This is a genomic window from Paenibacillus dendritiformis (genome assembly GCF_015845845.1).
GTDB classification, from domain to species: domain Bacteria; phylum Bacillota; class Bacilli; order Paenibacillales; family Paenibacillaceae; genus Paenibacillus_B; species Paenibacillus_B dendritiformis_C.
This window is the reverse complement of sequence record NZ_LDIG01000254.1, coordinates 1-17,514: the sequence shown is the minus strand read 5'-3', so window position 1 is coordinate 17,514 and position 17,514 is coordinate 1. Positions and strand designations below refer to the sequence as shown.

The window sequence follows — 17,514 nt, the reverse complement described above, 5'->3', positions numbered from 1 at the left end:
GCTGTGTCAATTCGGAATTCAGGCCCAGTTTCCCGTAAAAAAGAGCGTACCGGAAGGTACGCTCTTGCAAACGCCCGGAGGGCGGCCCATGTAATTGCGGTTATTGTTCGTCTTTCTTGTCATGCGGCGGCTCATCCTTGTCCGCAGGCGCCTCCGGCTCCTCGGATGTCGGTTCCGCCTTCGGCTGCTCGGCGGAGTCACCGCGAATGTCAGCAGGAGAAGATTCGTTCGGAATATCGCCTGTCGGCTGACCGGACGGCGAACCATCCCATTGCGTCGGCCCAAGCTTCTCCGGCTTGCCTACCAGATTCACCTTCACATCGCCCGTCGTCTCGATAACCGGCGTGCCGGCTTCCGGCGCGTCCGTCGATGCAGGTGTTCCTTCGCTCAGCTTGCCATTCTCGATAAGCTGTTTGATCTGCTCCAGCTCCAAGGTCTCGACCTCAAGAAGCGTATTCGCGATCAAGCTCACCTCGCGAGAGCGCTCGGTCAAGAGCTTCTTCGCGCGCTCATAGCATTCATTCATGATGCGCTGCATCTCTTGGTCGATCTCATAGGCAATCGCATCGGAATAGTTCTGCTCGTGACCGAGGTCGCGGCCCAGGAACACTTCTCCTTGACGATTGCCGAACTGCATCGGCCCAAGCTTCTCGCTCATGCCGTATTCCATAATCATGCTGCGCACGATGCGGGTCGCCTGCTGGAAGTCGCTGTATGCGCCAGTGCCAATCTCGCCGATGAACAATTCTTCGGCGACACGGCCCCCGAGCAATCCCGTGACTTTGTCCAGCAATTCCTGCTTCGTCACCAGCATGCGGTCTTCCTTCGGCAGCATGATGACGTAACCGCCGGCCCGGCCGCGCGGAATGATCGTCACCTTGTGGACCATATCCGCATGCTCCAGGAAATAACCGATCACCGTATGTCCGGCTTCATGGAAAGCAACAATCCGCTTCTCGCGATCGCTGATCATGCGGCTGCGCTTCTCCGTTCCGACGATGACGCGGTCAATCGCCTCGTCAACGTCTGTCATCGTAATGTCTTTATGGTTTTTGCGGGCTGCCAGAAGCGCCGCTTCGTTCAGCAAGTTCTCCAAATCGGCGCCGGTGAAGCCGGTCGTCCGCTTGGCGATCGTATCGAGGTTCACGTTTTTATTCAACGGCTTATTGCGGGCATGCACCTTCAGCACCGCCTCGCGGCCCTTCACATCCGGGCGATCGACCGTAATCTGGCGGTCAAAGCGTCCAGGACGGAGCAATGCCGGGTCCAGAATATCCGGACGGTTTGTCGCTGCGATAATGATGATGCCTTCGTTGGCGCCGAAGCCATCCATCTCGACCAGCAACTGGTTGAGCGTCTGCTCCCTTTCGTCATGGCCGCCGCCCAGACCGGCGCCCCGTTGACGGCCGACAGCATCGATCTCGTCAATGAAAATGATACATGGCGCATTCTTCTTCGCATTCTCGAACAGGTCGCGGACTCGGGATGCGCCGACACCGACGAACATTTCCACGAAGTCGGAACCGGAGATGCTGAAGAATGGAACGCCTGCTTCCCCTGCCACGGCACGGGCCAGCAATGTCTTACCGGTACCCGGAGGGCCGTTCAGCAGCACGCCCTTCGGAATGCGGGCGCCAAGAGCTGCGAACTTGCGCGGATCCTTCAGGAACTCGACAACCTCTACCAGCTCCTGCTTCTCTTCATCCGCACCCGCGACATCTTCAAAGGTGACGCGTTTCTTCTCTTCATTATACAAGCGTGCGCGGCTCTTGCCGAAGTTCATTACCTTGCCGCCGCCGCCCTGCGCTTGGTTAAAGAAGAAGAAGAACAGGATGAACATAATGATAAATGGAATAATCGACGTCAGAAACGTCAGCCAGAGGCTTTGCTCCTCCATCTTTTTCCAATTAATCTTCAGTGACTGCTGATTGTCCCCTGCGTTCATTATCTCTTCGACGGCCGGATTGCTATCCGGAATATACGTTACGAACTGCTGGGATTTCGCCCCTTCTGGAATCTTGTTATATTTACCGATGACCAAATAAGCCCGACCTTCATACTGAACCGTCATTTCTTGTATATTGTTAGCCGAAAGCTCTTTGCGGAACTGGTCATAACTCGGTGTGTCCGTGGCTTCATTGCCGTTGCCGATGAACTGGACAAATCCTACCACGACCAAAAAAAGAATCAGATAAAAACCAGAATTCTTGATGAACCGATTCATCCCCAACCTCCTCTCAAGGACACGAAGTTATTGTATCATAGCACGTAATGCCATCACAACTTGACCAGCAAGCGTGTAAGGCGTGTGTCTTATTTGGCTTCATTCGAGTAGATCGTTGGCTTCAACACGCCTATATATGGAAGGTTGCGGTAACGTTCGGCATAATCCAAGCCATAGCCGACGATGAATTCGTCGGGAAGCACGAATCCTTTGTAGTCCGCTTCCAGATTAACGGTGCGGCGCGCCGGCTTATCGAACAGCGTCACGAGGCGAATCGAATTCGCCTTGCGGCCTTGAAGCACCTCAATCAGGTAGCTTAGCGTCAAGCCGGTATCTATAATGTCTTCAACAATGAGCACATCCCGGCCTTCTACGGATACATCCAAATCTTTGATAATCCGGACGACACCGGAAGACTTCGTGGAAGCTCCATAGCTGGATACCGCCATGAAGTCCAATTCCATAGGTACGGTAATTCGCTTGACCAGATCAGCCATGAAGACGAATGCGCCTTTCAGGACACAGATGACCAGCGGGCATTTTCCTTCATACTCGCGGCTAATCTGAGCACCCAGCTCCTGGACCTTCGCCTGAATTTGCTCCTCGCTGATAATTACCTTTTCAATGTCGTTATACAATGATGGGCCCCTCCTAGAGTAAATACTGAAAACTTACATGAACGTGATTACATCATGCGGTCAGGTTGGGCGGAGCAAGATCGCTGCCGTGCCGGAATATGCGCACCGCCTTCCAGCTCCAGCCGGAGGACACGGTCTGTAGAGGGCCCGACCAGCGCGGCATCCGAACGCCGCAAGCCCGGCACCCACAAGATCTGCCCCTTGGCATCCGTCACGACAGGGACGGTGCCGCGAAGCGAGGGCGCGATTTTGGCATCGACGAACATATCTTGCACCTTTTTGCTGCCATTTAACCCTAAAATACGCATTCGATCGCCGTCGCGGCGATATCGGACACGCAACGGCCAACACAATTGCTCCGCATCGAACAGCGCCTCCGCCTGTCCCGAGGGAACCCGCGTTATTCCGAATGCGGCGTGATGCGCCGCTTCCTGGGCAATGGAAGAGCTCCTTACGGACTCTATAATCCAGTGCAGCCTACTGCCATTCGACGGTATCGGGAGACTGCCCGATTCATATGTACGATCAATCGTCATATCCAGTACATCCGGCCCGTTCTTCTCTTGACCGATGGGTTGGCGCAGCCACAGCAGGCGGTCGTATTCTCTCCGGAATTCGACTCCGGGGGCCGCATCCGTCTTCCAGGTGGATGGGTGTTCCCGGATCGCCGCATTCCGCAGCGCCTCAACCGTGTCGAAATCAGCTTGATCCGCTTCCCGCGTGAGATAGTTTAATATTAGTTTAATCAACCTGCGTTGTAAAGCGACATGTGCCTGAACAAGCGCCGTCCGATCGAGAACGACGCCGTCCGGCGACAACGATTTCAGCGGAACGTCTTCTCCATCCTTTACCGTCCTCGCCACGCGTTGAAACAACTGCCGCGCCTGTTCCTCCATCCAATCGTTCTCTTCCCGCAGCACATCGGCCGTGCGGCACAGGGAAGCGACCAGGCCCGGGTTCTCCTGCTCCAGCCGCGGCATCACGTCCATCCGGACCCGGTTGCGCAAGTAATCGGTCTTCGCATTGCTGCTGTCCGTCACGTAGGCGATGCCTCGCAAACGGCACCACTCCAGCAATTCCGCCTTGCGGACGCCCAGCAGCGGCCGGACGAAGGAGAAGCCGTCCGCCTCCCGCTTCCAGGCCATTCCCGACAGTCCCGTGCTGCCGGTTCCGCGCAGCAGCCGCATCAGTACCGTCTCGGCCTGATCATCGGCATGATGCGCCAATGCGATGACCGAGGCCTGCTCACGGGCGGCGACTTCCTTCAGGAAGTCATAGCGGAGCTGCCGCGCGGCCGCTTGCGCATTCATCTTATGGGCCGCCGCCCAGCCCGGAGCGTCGACTCGCTTCATCGCCAATCTTGCCCCGAGCCGCTCCGCTTCCCGCTCGACGAACCGCGCTTCTTCGTCCGACTCCTGAGGACGGAAACCATGGTGCACATGGGCGATGATTACCCGTTCGCTTCCCGGACGATGTCCGGTCAGGGCAGCGATGGCATGCAGCAGCAGCATGGAGTCCGGTCCTCCCGAGACCGCGATCACGATGCGGTCGCCGTCGTTCCACAGCCGGTGCCGCTCTACGGTGTCCCGCAGCTTCTCCGTCCATTGCCGCCACGCATATTCGCTGTCATTGCCCGCATGCCTGCCCGATGCCGTCATGTCCATCCCCGATTCCTTCCATTATGTGCTGCTGCCGCTGGCACCTCTTCCCGGACATGCCCTGTCCAAGCACAGAATTCGTTATGTATGAAGAGGAGGCCTGCGTGATGAACCTCATAAAGATATATGTATAAATTCAATATAACACAATATGTCCCGTTAATCGAAACCCCATGCCCAAAAAGCGATGCTCGCCGCAAAAAGCAGCACAGACACGGCAAAAAACCACTTCAGCCACAACGGCGTGGGGCGGTTCAGCGGTTTGCCGGAGCGACGCAGCTTCCGTGTCCGTTCATGCCACAGACGGCATGCTTCCTCCGGGGAAGCGAAGTCCCCGCGCAAAGCCGGCGCCAGCCATGGCTCATATGGCTGCACCCGGGGATGGGTCCGGGCGATCTCGAGGAGATCCTTGATATCGCGCATCTGCGGAAGTGTTGTCTTGATCCGTTCCCGAAGCTCCCGCTCGGCCATCATCTGAATCGTCATGACCGCGAACGAGAACAGATCATACCGGAAATCGGCGGTGCGCGATCCGGCATGCCAATATCCCCGATCATACAATTCCGTGAATTGCTTCACGCTTTTCCCGGTGGAGGTCAGACCGCCGTAATCGATCAATTCAACCTCTCCGTTATCGTTCACAAGCACATTCTCCGCCTTCAGATCGCCAAAGACAAGCCCCTGCCGGTGCAGCTGCCTGAGCTTTTCCAGCAAGCGTCCTCCCGCGACGCCATACCATTCCGGCCCATGCTTATAAATGAATTTGCGAAGGCTCACCCCAGGCACATACCTCATCACATAGAACGGGATGCGCTTGCCGTGCAGATCGCAATCATCGCTATCGACGAGAAATGGCCGGGCATGGTGGCGGCCCGTGCGCCCCGCCTCCGCTTGCCGTCCCTTCTCCCATGTCCGCAGCGCGTTAATCTCGGACTGGAGATCGACGGAGTTCATTCCCATCTTCAGCGCATAGGCAGCGGTCTGTCCTCCGCGCGGCTGCCCTGCAGGCGGCAGATGAGTCACCAAATACACGACTCCGTTCGCCCCGCGGCCAAGCCGTCGCTCAATTCGGTAGACGCGCCCGTTCCATACTCCCTGCAGCACGGTTCCCGCTTCAACGCGAAGCGCCGCTGCCTGCGCATGATGCTGTTCGTTCTCCATGTTACACGATGTAGTCACTCCACATCCCATCCGTTCCTGTTCCATCTGAGGCGTGCGACGTCAGGTCGCGTTCCTGACTCGCCTTGCCTCCATCATATTGATAATAGTCGATCACTTTCAAGAGGGCAGGTCCCGTCGGGGTCGTTCCCCGCATATTCAACCGCTGGAACAAACGCTTCGCGCGGCTGAGATCGTCGGTCCATTCCATATCCAGCACGGCCTCTTCTCCGCCGTAAGGTCCCGGGAAATGGAACACGCTCAACTCGCTTTTGCCCGCTCTGGCTTGCAGGCTCAGCATCAGATCGCGTATCGCCTCCTCTACTGCCGGGAGCTTCGGCTTCATGCTCGCGCTCGCATCGATGAGCAGGGCGACACGCAGCGGCGAATTTTCGCTCAGCTCGTCCATGACGCGCACCACTTCCGATCGCTGCTCCGGCGGAAGGGTCTCGAATTCGACGTTCTGCTCGGCTCCGAATATTTGACGCAGTTCCTTGTTCACGGCCTGATGAATCGTCTGCACTACCGTCTTGCGCGTCATCATCTGCACCGTCTGCGACAACTGGTGCGACTGGACAATGCGGCTTATCCCTCCTCCGGCACGGGCAATCTCGTCGATCTCCCGCGCTCCAAGCTCACCTATCGTTCCATAATCCACAATGCCGACAACGTTAACCGAGATGCCCCGCTCCCGAGCTTCTGCAGCAGCCACGGCAGGCTGAACGCCCACATTGGAGCAGCCATCGGTTATTAATAGAATTTGCTTCATTTCGCTTCCGCACATCCTCTCTTCACCGAATCTAGCACGAGTGCGAGTTCAAAAAGGCCGGTTTTCAGCGCCAAGAAGGTCGCAAGAACCCGAAGCGATGCGGACTTTTTGAACTACCTCTTCTAGTATTTCCAAGGAAAAGAGAGTTTACACCCCCGCCGGCCATACGGGAGGCGGAAAGTCAGAAGCCGCGGCCGAGAGATTAGCTGACCGTCAGCGGCCGCTCCATACGGTCATGCCCATTCCAGTGCAGCGTTGCCCATTGCGGCTGATGGCGGGCAACGCGCGTCACGACGACGGTCATGTCGTCATCGATATGACCGCTGGCATGACGGATGACCGTCTCCAGGAGAAGATCGGCAATCTCCTGCGGATCGTCCGTCTCCAGCTCGCTGATCAGCCGCTTCATCCACATCTCCTTATTGACTGCCGGACCGGGGGCATCGAAAATGCCATCCGTCATCATGATCAATATATCTCCCGGCTGCAAAGCGGAATCAATCAGCTCGAAATCGATATCCTGTATAATACCTATCGGCAAGTTGCTGCCGGATACTAAGCGGACGTCCTTGCCGCTCTTGATGAAGCTGGGCGTGGAGCCGCTCTTCATGAACGTCGTCTTGGCGGAGTACAGATCGATGATTGCCATATCGACCGTCGCGTAGATCTCGTCCGGCGAACGCAGCGTCAGCACTGAATTGACGGACTGGATCGCCAGCTTTTCGTCAATTCCTGATTGGAGGAATTGGGACAGAAGGTTCAGGGCCGTGCTGCTCTCCATGCGGGCCCGCTCGCCGTTGCCCATCCCGTCGCTCAAGGCGACCGCATACTTCCCGCTGCCGAGCTCCAGCGCGCTGAAGCTGTCTCCCGACAGCATATCCCCTCCTTTGGCGGCTCCGGCCATGCCGGTCTCCACCTCGAATGCCTTCGCCGAGACGAAGGTGACCATGCCGTGCCCATCGGTTCCCGTTAACCTCTCCTCTCTGACGGCGATATGCTCGCCCAATATATCCGACAGCAGCGGCGCAATGAGCTTGCGGCACTCGTCATAGCCGTCGGTGAAGGAATGAATCATCTCAATCTCGATCCGCCCGGGATCCAGCGATAAAATATCGACGCGGTGCACGGACAGCCCAAGATCCTCCATCGCTTGCCGAATCTGTTCCTCCTGCATAAACAGCTCGCGCCCTTCGCGCCGAATCTCCCGGGCCAGATCATCCATTACCCGGGAGACGCCGGCCAACTGATCGGCAACGAAATGGCGGCTGTCCAAAATCTGCTTCTGCCAATGCTCGTCCAACGCCCGCCGTATCATGTGCTCTCTCATCAGGGCGAGCACCTTCGGCGCCTTCATGCAGTGGCTCCTCCACGTCTGGGGCAGCTGCTTCTCCTTGTAGGAGACAATATCGGTATCCTGTTCGATCCTGCTCGTCATCTGATTCATCATCGTCATCGTCTGGAGCGGCTTATGGTTCCAGCAGGCCTGCTGCCGCGGGCAGCCGAGACAGGTGGAGGCCGTCACCGCCTCGATCATTCGGCTGCGCTCCACTTCCGCTGTCGGAGGTTCGCCGGTATGGGCGGTCTGCTTGAAGCTGCTCGATAGCTGCCGGAACACCTCCGAGAACTGGGTGACCCGTTCCGCCGTCAAATCGCGCATCCGCTTCGCGTATTCATGCTGCGATTTCGTATGCTCGTTCGTTCCCGGCACATATTTGGCCAGGGTGGCGCATATCGATTTAGGAGTGAGCAGAAATAGCGCCGCGGCGGCGATCGTCTCCCAGGTCGATGCCATCACCTCCGTAGGAGGCCCGAGATAGACGGACAGAATGGCCGTCCCGAGCAGCATGCCGAAGGAAACCGCCCAGCGCTTGCCGTCCTTCAGCAGTCCGGCGAGCAAGCCGGCAAACGCAAGCACGCTCATCTGCGTCAGCGAGTTCGGCTCGGCCAAGCCGAGAATCAAGCCGAGCACGACGCCGACCGACGCGCCAAGCGGGGCTCCGCCGACCAGGGCGAACAGCAGCACGAAATAGCGGGAAATGATGTGATCGAGCTGCAGCGATTGGACGGTCCAGCCTACGGCCCCGGTCATAATGGAGGCCAGAAGAATCATCAAGCAGATCATTTCCTCCACCCGCAGCGTATAATTGCGTTTACTCATCGTCAGAACCGGCAATGCTTGTATAAACACGAGCGTGAGGACGAGACCGAGCACGGCATCCGTCATATCCATCACGAGGGCGTACCAGGTCAGGGCCGTCGACATGAAGGTCACGAACAGCTTGACGAGCAGCGTGGCGGCGAACACGATAATTGGTGCCATGTTCATATCGGTTCGCTCATACGCTTTCAAGCCGCGGTGCATTAGGACGATAAGCAGCAGCTGCATGCCCATCATGAGCGAGATCTGCTCCGGCGCGAACAAGCTTCCGGCCAGCAGCGCCGTCCCTACCCAGGTTGCCAGCTCACGCCGCGTAAAATAGACGACCGCGAAAAACGCGGCGGCGAACGGAAACAGCTCATTCAAGATCATGGCCCGTCCCAGCAGAAACCCGATAAGCACAAACATGAAGGTCCATTTCCGCGTGCCAAGCACCCGCTTGAATCGTTCCAGCCGCCATTTGTTATGAGGGAGGCCCCATTCGCCCTCTCCTTGCCCCCCGCTCTGCCAGCCTTTCTTCGGAAACGGAATCACCTTTGTCTTACTCATGCCAAGCACCACCTATTCTCTGAAATGTGTGCCTCTCATTATAGAGAACGATCTGGAAATAGTTTGTCAGAAAAAGGAGTCCTGTCCAAAAAAATTTCCGACACCAGTTGAGCCGGGCGCGAGAAAACGGACAAGCCTGTGCGCGCAAGGGTTCGTCCCGTGTAAGCCGGCATGAGGTCAAGCAATCGGTTGTCATTTTTTTGCAGTTCTGGACTTGCCCGCCGTTCGGAAATAGGGGGAAAGGATACGGAATAGCGTAAGAACATGTCGTAACCCTTCGTACGGTTGACAAAAATAGTGGCGATGGAAAAATGAATGCGATGAATCTGCCATTCCGTCACAATGTGGAGACTGAGGGGGCGGATTGAGGCGCGGAAACCGGTGTGAAGGGTGCGGATCCAGCGGGAGGATTTGAAGCCATTGTGGGAACTGGCGCGGCATTCGGGGGGGTGGACTGCAGCCAGTGCGGATGCTGATGTGAGGGTTCGGGCGGTTGGACTGCAGCCAGTACGGGTGCTGATGTGAGGGTTCGGGCGGCAGGTCTGCAGCCAGTGCGGATGCCCGGTGTCGAAGTCAGCCCGAATCAGCGTTCCGCGCTGGCCGATTGGCCGGGAAGAGGCCGTGACCTGTTCCGCCTGTCCGAATTGCTGCAGATTTGCAGGAATCCGATTGAAGGCTATTGTTGAAAATTGGAATCCTGCAAGAATGCATCAATTTCTTCCATTTCAGCCCTAGATCCCATCAAGAGGGGCAAAATGATGTATATTTGCATCAATTCTAGCTTACAGGCCACGAAACGAAGGGAAATGCTGCAGATTTGCAGGATTGCCCCCATCAGCACACCCTAAACCGAACAAACCGACCCGCAGCCAACAAAGCCAAGAAGCAAAAAAGCCGCAACACCGGGTTCCCGGTCTGCGGCTTCGTTAACTTGGTCATCTATTACATGCGGCGTGCGCCACGGCCTCCGCGCTTGGATTCCGTGTTCTTTTTCAAAGACGAGATGCGCTCTTCACTGTCTTTAAGGAAGCGCGACATTTTATCCTCAAAAGAAGCGAAATTAGGCTTGCGGCCACCCCGGTCGCGGTTACCAAAGCCGCCTCTTCCTCCCCCGTCTCTCGGACGGTCTTGACGAGGTCCTCTTGGCGGTCTCTGCTCCGATGCTGGCTTATCCACTGTCTGCTTGATAGACAAGCCAATCTTGCCGTCCTTGTCGACGTTAATTACTTTGACCGTGACGATATCGTCAATCTTCAAATGGTCATTCACGTCCTTGACATAGTTATCGGCAATTTCAGAGATGTGAACCAGTCCCGTGACACCTCCCGACAGATCAACGAACGCCCCAAAATGCGTAATGCCTGTCACCTTGCCTTGTAACTTGGTGCCCACTTCGATTGTCATAGAATAAAATGTTCCTCCCTTAAAATGTTAAACGGCACACCGCTTCGTTACCGAAAGCAATGCTTATGTCGTGATTATACTGTAACCGCACAAAGTGGTCAACCGACGGTTGTCCCGATATGGCGCCTATTCCTCGTGCTTGCGGATAAGGACTTCGTCCGGAAGCAGCATCCCTTGACTTCTCGCCATCTGGAGAATATATTCCGTCGTATTTAGACGATCGACTTCCTGCTGAACCTCGTTCCTCGTCAGTTCGGCATCCTGCTTCTTCTTCTCCTGAACCTTGTAATCGGCTTTGAGCCCTTCAATGGTAGCAGCCTGGTCGATGTACGTATACAAGCCCCACCCCGCAAACACCACCATAAAACCCATCCACAATCGCAATCTTCGCTTGGCTCCCGCCATTTTGTTCTCACGAGTACGGTCCGGTGTCCGGGACGCAGACATACGCACACCCCCATTTTCGATAGAGTCAGATAAAGTATTACCCGTTACTTCTTATGATGAAACAGGCGCAGCAGACGAGCCGCCTTCGCTCTTCCCGCTGCCACCCATTGATTCATTCGACGCATACCAGAAAATACCTTCTCCTTGATCCGGCAAAGCCGTTCCGTCATGCCCAGCCGTTCCCAAATCGGGAGGACGAGCGGCCGGAAAATCCATCGGACCAGCAACCATAGCGGCTTAACACATTGTAGCACAATTTTTCCGATGAACATAGACGCCGACAGCAAAAACGCGCCTAGACCTTTTGTAAAGATCCATAAGCCCTTGACTGGCAGCACGAGCACAACATACAGGCACCGGCGGATGAACCGGGAGATTGCCAATGTGGCCCGCACGAGCCACGTCACGATCGCGACCGTGACCTTGCTGAGAAGGATGACATACAACCACGCCCCGGCGGCCAGGCCAAGAAAGACGTAAAATCGAAGCTCTCCCTGATTGCCCTTCACGAGCATCTGAAACACGAACAGCGTCGCAGCCAGCCAATACAGCAAATCCAGCAGCGGAACCGTCCACCGAGGGAAACGGAATTGTCCCGCTACGACGCGGTAGCCGTCAAATACGATGCCCAGCGCCAAGCCGCTCAGCATCATGAGCAGCATGGTCGTCCATTGTACGTATAGACTCACTTGAATAACTTCCCGAAGAAGCCTTTGGATTTATCGTGCGAGCTCGCATCCAGGTAGGTCAGGGAGTTGACCGTGCCTTCAATGGCGACTTGTCCTTGTTCAAGGCTCAAGTTTTTGATATGAAGATTGTGGCCGCGTATGGTCAGAAATCCGCACTCGGTATCAAGCAGGAACTCCTCGCTGTCGAAGCTTTCCACTTTGCTTACCCCGCTAATCTCCAGCAGCTTGCGGTTGACCATTTTAATCTCCTGGCGCTTGGCCGTTGGCTTGTTCAATTCCATCATGGCATGTACCTCCTTCTCAACACTAGCTTATGAAGGGAATGCCGGAATAGAACTTCAACGCGGCCACTCTTCCAATATTTCTCTATCAGTGCGTGATCAAAACAGACTTTTTGATCAACCTCTATTACCGGTTATCGACCGTTTCCGGGTACAAATCATGATTCATCAGGCGATAAGCCGCCATCTCTTCGTATTTTGTGCCGGGACGGCCGTAATTGCAGTACGGATCGATAGAAATGCCGCCGCGCGGCGTGAACTTGCCCCATACTTCAATATATTTCGGATCGAGCAGCCCGATCAGATCATTCATAATGATATTGACGCAATCCTCGTGGAAGTCGCCATGATTGCGGAAGCTGAACATATAGAGCTTCAGCGACTTGCTCTCGACGCACTTCCGGTCCGGAATATAGCTGATATACATCGTCGCGAAGTCCGGCTGCCCCGTCATCGGACAGAGACTGGTGAACTCCGGACAGTTGAATTTGACGAAATAATCGCGGTTCGGATGCTTATTGTCGAACGCCTCCAGTACATGAGGCGCGTAGTCGGTCGCGTATTCCGTCTTCCCTCCGAGATGCTTCAACTGCAATTCGGCTTCGTTCCTGCCTGCCATGTGATTGCCTCCCCTTCTTTATCGGTTATTCGTGCCTCATTCATAAGCGTCCCGGCTCGGCGCCGGGGCGAATACTGAGCGAACGGCCTGACGACAGGCCTGCCTGTTTGTTATACGCCGCGTTTGTTGCCCCATACGAGCGTGTGGAGCTGCGGCAGCACCCACACCCGGTTTAGGCGCGGATCGGCCGCGACCTGATCGATCAGCCATTCATACCGGCCGAGCAGCTTCCGGATCAGCTCGCGGTCATCCGAGCTCCGCACATCGTCATTCCCCGTCTGGAGGACGAACGGAATGTCCGGGTAACGCTCATGCATGTGAATAGCATACGCAAGATCCCGTTCGTCGAAGACGACGATCTTCAAGCACAGCCCCCTCCGGTCCGCGCGATCCCGCAGCCGGCTCACAATCTGATCGAGCCGCGCTTCATCGGTGTTCATGCCGGAGCTGGGCGGCTTCGGCGAGAGCGTGACGTCATCGATGTCCAGCAGCCAATCCTGCCACCGCGAGCCCTGCGTCTCCACCGCGGTGCGAATGCCGTGCTCTCCCAGCAGGCGCACAAGCTCGCCGATGCCGGGAATCAGGGCGGGATTGCCGCCCGAGATCGTGACATGATCGAAGCGGCCGGCGGCGAGCGCGTTCAGCTCCCGCAGGATGTCTTCCGCCGTCAGGCTGCGAATCTCCTCCTTCGCCGATCCGTCCCACGTGAAGGCGGAATCGCACCAGGAGCAGCGGTAGTCGCAGCCGGCCGTCCGGACGAACATCGTCTTCCGGCCGACCAGCATGCCTTCGCCCTGGACGGTCGGCCCGAACAGTTCGAGCACCGGTATTGTCATCGCTCCATCCACTCCCGTCTCGCCTCGGCATAGCTTGTCGGCGTCTCGTAGAGACGGACGAACTCGACCCGCCCGCCTTCGCAGCGGGAGCGGTACGGCTCCTCCGCCAACGCGGCGCTCATCTGCTCATACAGCCAGACGACCATATTCTCCGCAGTCGTGTTCATCGGGGGGAGCGTCTCATTCAAATAGCGGTGATCGAGATACGGCTCGATTCGCTCCTTCCAAATTTCCTTGATGTCTCCGAAATCAAGCGCGATGCCAATGTCGTCCGGATAGCCGCTCAGGCCGAACACGGCCTTGTACGTATGGCCGTGCAAATTTTTGCATTTGCCTTCGTAAGCGTGCAGATGATGCGCCGCATCGAAGGTGAATTCCTTGCTGACGAGCACGCGGCGCTTATGGTAGCGCAGCGACTCGCGGGTTATATCGGTTCCGTATTGCTGCAGCTTCTCGACGATGCGGAACGGGCCCGGCCTGTTCATGCTCCGGCCCCCGCCTTCTGCGCTCTCTCCGCGAGATAGCTCTCCAGCCCGGCCCGCCGCAGCTTGCAGGACGGGCATTCGCCGCAGCCGTCGCCCGGGAGCCCGTTATAGCAGGTCACGGTCTCCGCGCGCACGAAGTCGAATGCCCCCAGCTCGTCTGCCAGACGCCAAGTCTCGGCCTTGTTCAGCCACATGAGCGGCGTATGAAGGACGAAGCCGTAGTCCATTGCCAGATTGAGCGTGACGTTCAGCGATTTGACAAAGACGTCCCGGCAATCGGGATAGCCGCTGAAGTCGGTCTCGCAGACGCCCGTCACGATATGCCGGGCGCCGATCTGCTTCGCGTAGATCGCGGCAAACGAGAAGAAGAGCAGATTGCGCCCCTCGACGAACGTGTTGGGCAGTCCGCCCTCCTCCTGGGCAATGTCGATATCGGCCCGGGTGAGCGCGTTCGGCGCCAGTTGATTGAGCAGCGTCATGTCGAGCACGCGATTCGGCACCTGCAGCTTGGCTGCGATCCGCTTCGCATGCTCCAGCTCGCTGCGGTGGCGCTGTCCGTAGTCGAACGTCACCGTCTCGACGGCATCGAATCGCTCCAGGGCCCAGAACAGGCAGGTCGTGCTGTCCTGCCCGCCGCTGAAGACGACGACCGCCTTCTCCTGCGGCTGGCCCATGACGTCTGCGCCCGCCGCCCGATCTGCGGCAGCTTCCTTACGGTTCTTTGCATCATTCATTCTGTGTCCATCCCTTCTTATTCCTCTACAGAACAAGACGAAGGCATGTGCATCGGTCCATTCGAAGCAGGGGCGATCCGGCCTGCGCCGCTTTCCCCCGCCTCCATAAGCACAAAAAAAGACAACACCAAGGAAAAGCCATACCCATGCGGATGCTGTCAGCCTTAGTTTTTTATAGAGGGAGATTGCGAACCTCTCCCGCCGGGAATCCGGCGGAATGTATTTGGTTATACGTCTATTATAGGAAACGGGGGGAAGAGATTCAAAGGCTTATTTTCCCTCTGCGATTCGCGCCCGAACCCGCCTGATGCCCCTGCCGCGGGGCAGCGCTCGCCTCCCGGGAAGCACAAGAACGGCCCTCCCCCGTTGTCGGGAAAGGGCCGTTCTTGATGGATTCTTGGCGATTACCATTCCAGATCCTGCGATCGCGGAATAGGCTCTTCCTTCAGCAGCGTGTACATGCCCGCTGCTTCTTCCTTCTTCGTCGTCTCCTGGAGACGCTCGATACGGACGGTGACGAGCTTCTGCCCGAACTGAACCGTAATCTCGTCACCCACCTTGACGGCCGTGCTCGGCTTCGCCTCGCGGCCGTTCAACATGACGCGTCCCTGTTCGGACACATCTTTGGCTACGGTGCGCCGCTTAATGAGCCGCGAAACCTTCAGGAACTTGTCGAGACGCATTATTTTACAGCTTCTTTAAGCTTGTTGCCCGCTTTGAATGCCGGAACTGTCGATTCCGGAATTTCGATGGTGTTGCCCGTTTGCGGGTTGCGGCCCGTACGGCCAGCGCGCTTGCGAGTCTCGAATGTGCCGAATCCAATCAGTTGCACTTTGTCGCCTTTGGACAAGGCGTCTGTAACTTCGCCGAAGAAGCCGTTCAATACCGCTTCTACGTCTTTTTTGGTCAATCCGCTTTTCTCCGAGATGTTGTTGATCAAATCTGTTTTGTTCATGTTTATTGGCCTCCCAATCCTATTAGTCATTCAATAGAGTGTGTTGGCTCGCGGGCTGATGCCGGAGTCGCAAAATACAATCTATGTTGTATTCTCGCATGTATGTATTCTTGCTTTGCGAGTAAAATCCTCCCCGGTTACGGCACTTTTTCATATTTTGACGAAAAATAGGGTTATCAGGCCGCCGACCGCTCCGGTCAAGGCTTCAGCAGCTTCGCTTCCTGCCACCACTTCTCCATTTCTAGTAAATCAGTCTGGTCAAAAGATTTGCCGTTTATACGAAGCTGTTCCTCAATATATTGAAAACGGCGAATAAATTTGCGGTTCGTCCCCGTCAACGCTTCTTCCGGGTCGGCTCCCAGAAATCTTGCCGCATTTACTGCCGCGAACAGCACGTCTCCCAGCTCCTCTACGGCATGCGCGCGGTGCTTGTCCCCGCCGTTCGCCGTCTCTGCCAATCTGATCGCCTCTCGCAATTCTTGCAATTCTTCGGCCAGTTTGTCAAGTACATCCTCGATCCGATCCCAGTCGAAGCCGACCTTCGCCGCTTTATGCTGCAGCTCCCGGGCCTTCATCAACGCCGGCAAATCGCGCGGCACCCCGTCCAAGACGGACTTCCGTTCCGCGTCGCGTCCCTTGCGCCGCTTCTCCTCGGCCTTCATCTGCTCCCAATTGCGGAGCGCCGATTCCGAATCGGCGGCCGCCTTGTCCCCGAACACGTGAGGATGGCGGAAGATGAGCTTCTCGTTCAGGCCCCGAATGACATCATATGCCGAGAAGGTCCCCGTCTCTTCCTCCATCTGGGCATGCAGCATAATCTGGAGCAGCACGTCGCCCAGTTCCTCCTGCATGCCGACGGGATCGTCATCGTCGATCGTTTCCAGCACCTCATAGGTCTCTTCGATGAAGTTTTTGCGAATCGACTGATGCGTCTGTTCCCGATCCCAGGGACAGCCTTCGGGACTGCGCAGCGTCGCCACGATCTCGTGCAGCTTGTCGAACGTGCCGTTCAGCACCTCGTCCGCCTCCGAGCGCGGCACGTAGATGAGCGACAGGTTCCCGTAGCCCTCCAGCCGATCCAGCTCGTACAACGGCACGCGGCGGATCTCCTCCTGCCCCTCGACGCCGAGCGCATGAGCGGCGATGACCTCGTAATCGTCCGGGTATACTTCCATCAAGCCCAACTTCACTTCGGAAGCCGTAAACGTATCATACACTTGTCCGATAACGGTGTGCAACCGGGGATTGAGCATGTATCGCTTCAGTCCGCTCGCATCCAGCAGCTGGAATCCTTCGATCGGGTCGAAGCCGAGCCGGATGAAGGCTTGATCGAGGAAGCTCTCGCCGCCCCGGATCTCCAGCCGGATGCCCTCGGCCGGGCAGCGTTCGGCCAGCAGCTTCACGGTGGCCTCCGCCACCATCGGATGGCCCGGCACGGCGTAGACGACCGAACCGCCATCCTGCGCCGCCCCGATTAACGTCCGGGTAATCTCCTCGTACACCGCCGGGAAATCGTCCTTCGCTTCGTATACCTCGTCGAATGAACGGTACGCCGTCCCTTCGTCCTGCAGCAGCGACATCACCGGATGGCGCTCCGTGCGCACATACAGCCGCTCCGCCCGGCGGAGCCGGTTCCATGCGTCCAGCGACAGCTGTCCGGCGTCGCCGGAGCCGAGCCCGACGACCGTGATTGTTCCTGACATGGGAATGCCTCCTTCGTGTCGCGGTTCTCCCCGGGGAAGAACCGTCCGTTATCTGTTCCGCGGCGCGATCTTGGCCGCGATCCGGACGAGCGCCGGCCCGATGCGAGGCAGGGCGGCCAGCTCCTGCGGCCGCACCAGGCCGAGCCGCAGGGCCAGCCCGGCGAAGATAAGCGCGCCGAGCGGTACGCCGCCGGCGACCGCGAGCAG

At 57.2% G+C, this 17,514-nt stretch carries 18 protein-coding genes and 1 riboswitch; of the genes, 1 reads left to right on the top strand and 17 read right to left on the bottom strand.

Going from position 1 to position 17,514, the window contains the following annotated elements:
• Positions 1–100: 100 nt before the first annotated feature.
• The 6 genes from ftsH to spoIIE all read right to left on the bottom strand — a co-directional run bounded on the left by ftsH (position 101) and on the right by spoIIE (position 9,154).
• On the bottom strand, positions 101–2,224 hold the full coding sequence (gene ftsH / locus ABD76_RS25300) for an ATP-dependent zinc metalloprotease FtsH (RefSeq protein ID WP_197259746.1): 2,124 nt from the start codon (positions 2,222–2,224) through the stop codon (positions 101–103).
• A gap of 89 nt (positions 2,225–2,313) precedes the next feature.
• On the bottom strand, positions 2,314–2,862 hold the full coding sequence (hpt, locus tag ABD76_RS25295; protein WP_197259745.1) for a hypoxanthine phosphoribosyltransferase: 549 nt from the start codon (positions 2,860–2,862) through the stop codon (positions 2,314–2,316).
• A gap of 47 nt (positions 2,863–2,909) precedes the next feature.
• A complete protein-coding gene (gene tilS / locus ABD76_RS25290; protein ID WP_197259744.1) occupies positions 2,910–4,526 on the bottom strand; it encodes a tRNA lysidine(34) synthetase TilS in 1,617 nt (538 codons plus the stop codon).
• Positions 4,527–4,679: 153 nt separating this feature from the next.
• Complete coding sequence (locus ABD76_RS25285) at positions 4,680–5,699, bottom strand: protein kinase domain-containing protein (protein WP_338125196.1); 1,020 nt, start codon at positions 5,697–5,699, stop codon at positions 4,680–4,682.
• The gene (locus ABD76_RS25280; RefSeq protein ID WP_197259743.1) at positions 5,683–6,447 is read right to left on the bottom strand and encodes a vWA domain-containing protein; all 765 of its coding nucleotides are present in this window, start codon (positions 6,445–6,447) and stop codon (positions 5,683–5,685) included. Before ABD76_RS25280 ends, ABD76_RS25285 begins: the two co-directional genes overlap by 17 nt.
• A gap of 202 nt (positions 6,448–6,649) precedes the next feature.
• A complete protein-coding gene (gene spoIIE / locus ABD76_RS25275; protein ID WP_197259742.1) occupies positions 6,650–9,154 on the bottom strand; it encodes a stage II sporulation protein E in 2,505 nt (834 codons plus the stop codon).
• 551 nt (positions 9,155–9,705) lie between these two features.
• Here spoIIE and ABD76_RS30290 point away from each other — a divergent pair.
• Positions 9,706–9,840, top strand: coding sequence for a hypothetical protein (locus tag ABD76_RS30290; protein WP_275100867.1), 135 nt, complete (start codon positions 9,706–9,708; stop codon positions 9,838–9,840).
• A 256-nt stretch (positions 9,841–10,096) separates the two neighbouring features.
• On the opposite strand, the gene ABD76_RS25270 is transcribed toward ABD76_RS30290, so the two are convergent.
• The 11 genes from ABD76_RS25270 to yabN form a co-directional block, all read right to left on the bottom strand.
• Positions 10,097–10,558, bottom strand: coding sequence for a S1 domain-containing RNA-binding protein (locus ABD76_RS25270; protein WP_168182871.1), 462 nt, complete (start codon positions 10,556–10,558; stop codon positions 10,097–10,099).
• 126 nt (positions 10,559–10,684) lie between these two features.
• Positions 10,685–11,005, bottom strand: a complete 321-nt coding sequence (locus ABD76_RS25265) for an FtsB family cell division protein (protein WP_242069807.1) — start codon at positions 11,003–11,005, stop codon at positions 10,685–10,687.
• Between the two features lie 44 nt (positions 11,006–11,049).
• Entirely contained in the window at positions 11,050–11,694 is a 645-nt protein-coding gene (gene yabQ / locus ABD76_RS25260) for a spore cortex biosynthesis protein YabQ (RefSeq protein ID WP_197259741.1), read from the bottom strand.
• Positions 11,691–11,978 carry a sporulation protein YabP gene (gene yabP, locus ABD76_RS25255; protein ID WP_006679532.1) on the bottom strand — a complete coding sequence of 96 codons (288 nt, stop codon included), beginning with the start codon at positions 11,976–11,978 and terminating at the stop codon, positions 11,691–11,693. The genes yabQ and yabP overlap by 4 nt, the downstream gene beginning before the upstream one ends.
• Positions 11,979–12,102: 124 nt before the next feature.
• Positions 12,103–12,594, bottom strand: coding sequence for a preQ(1) synthase (queF, locus tag ABD76_RS25250; RefSeq protein WP_006679531.1), 492 nt, complete (start codon positions 12,592–12,594; stop codon positions 12,103–12,105).
• A 110-nt stretch (positions 12,595–12,704) separates the two neighbouring features.
• Positions 12,705–13,430: a 7-carboxy-7-deazaguanine synthase QueE gene (queE, locus tag ABD76_RS25245; protein ID WP_197259740.1), complete on the bottom strand. Its 726-nt coding sequence runs from the start codon at positions 13,428–13,430 to the stop codon at positions 12,705–12,707.
• Positions 13,427–13,915 (bottom strand): 6-carboxytetrahydropterin synthase QueD, encoded by a 489-nt coding sequence (queD, locus tag ABD76_RS25240; RefSeq protein ID WP_197259739.1) that lies wholly within the window; start codon positions 13,913–13,915, stop codon positions 13,427–13,429. Before queD ends, queE begins: the two co-directional genes overlap by 4 nt.
• Positions 13,912–14,589: a 7-cyano-7-deazaguanine synthase QueC gene (gene queC, locus ABD76_RS25235; protein WP_197259759.1), complete on the bottom strand. Its 678-nt coding sequence runs from the start codon at positions 14,587–14,589 to the stop codon at positions 13,912–13,914. The genes queD and queC overlap by 4 nt, the downstream gene beginning before the upstream one ends.
• Before the next feature lie 218 nt (positions 14,590–14,807).
• A riboswitch (PreQ1 riboswitch) is annotated at positions 14,808–14,851 on the bottom strand.
• Positions 14,852–15,053: 202 nt separating this feature from the next.
• Positions 15,054–15,332 carry an RNA-binding S4 domain-containing protein gene (locus tag ABD76_RS25230; protein WP_197259738.1) on the bottom strand — a complete coding sequence of 93 codons (279 nt, stop codon included), beginning with the start codon at positions 15,330–15,332 and terminating at the stop codon, positions 15,054–15,056.
• The gene (locus ABD76_RS25225) at positions 15,332–15,604 is read right to left on the bottom strand and encodes an HU family DNA-binding protein (protein ID WP_006679526.1); all 273 of its coding nucleotides are present in this window, start codon (positions 15,602–15,604) and stop codon (positions 15,332–15,334) included. Before ABD76_RS25225 ends, ABD76_RS25230 begins: the two co-directional genes overlap by 1 nt.
• Before the next feature lie 197 nt (positions 15,605–15,801).
• Complete coding sequence (gene yabN, locus ABD76_RS25220; protein ID WP_197259737.1) at positions 15,802–17,307, bottom strand: bifunctional methyltransferase/pyrophosphohydrolase YabN; 1,506 nt, start codon at positions 17,305–17,307, stop codon at positions 15,802–15,804.
• Between the last annotated feature and the right edge of the window lie 207 nt (positions 17,308–17,514).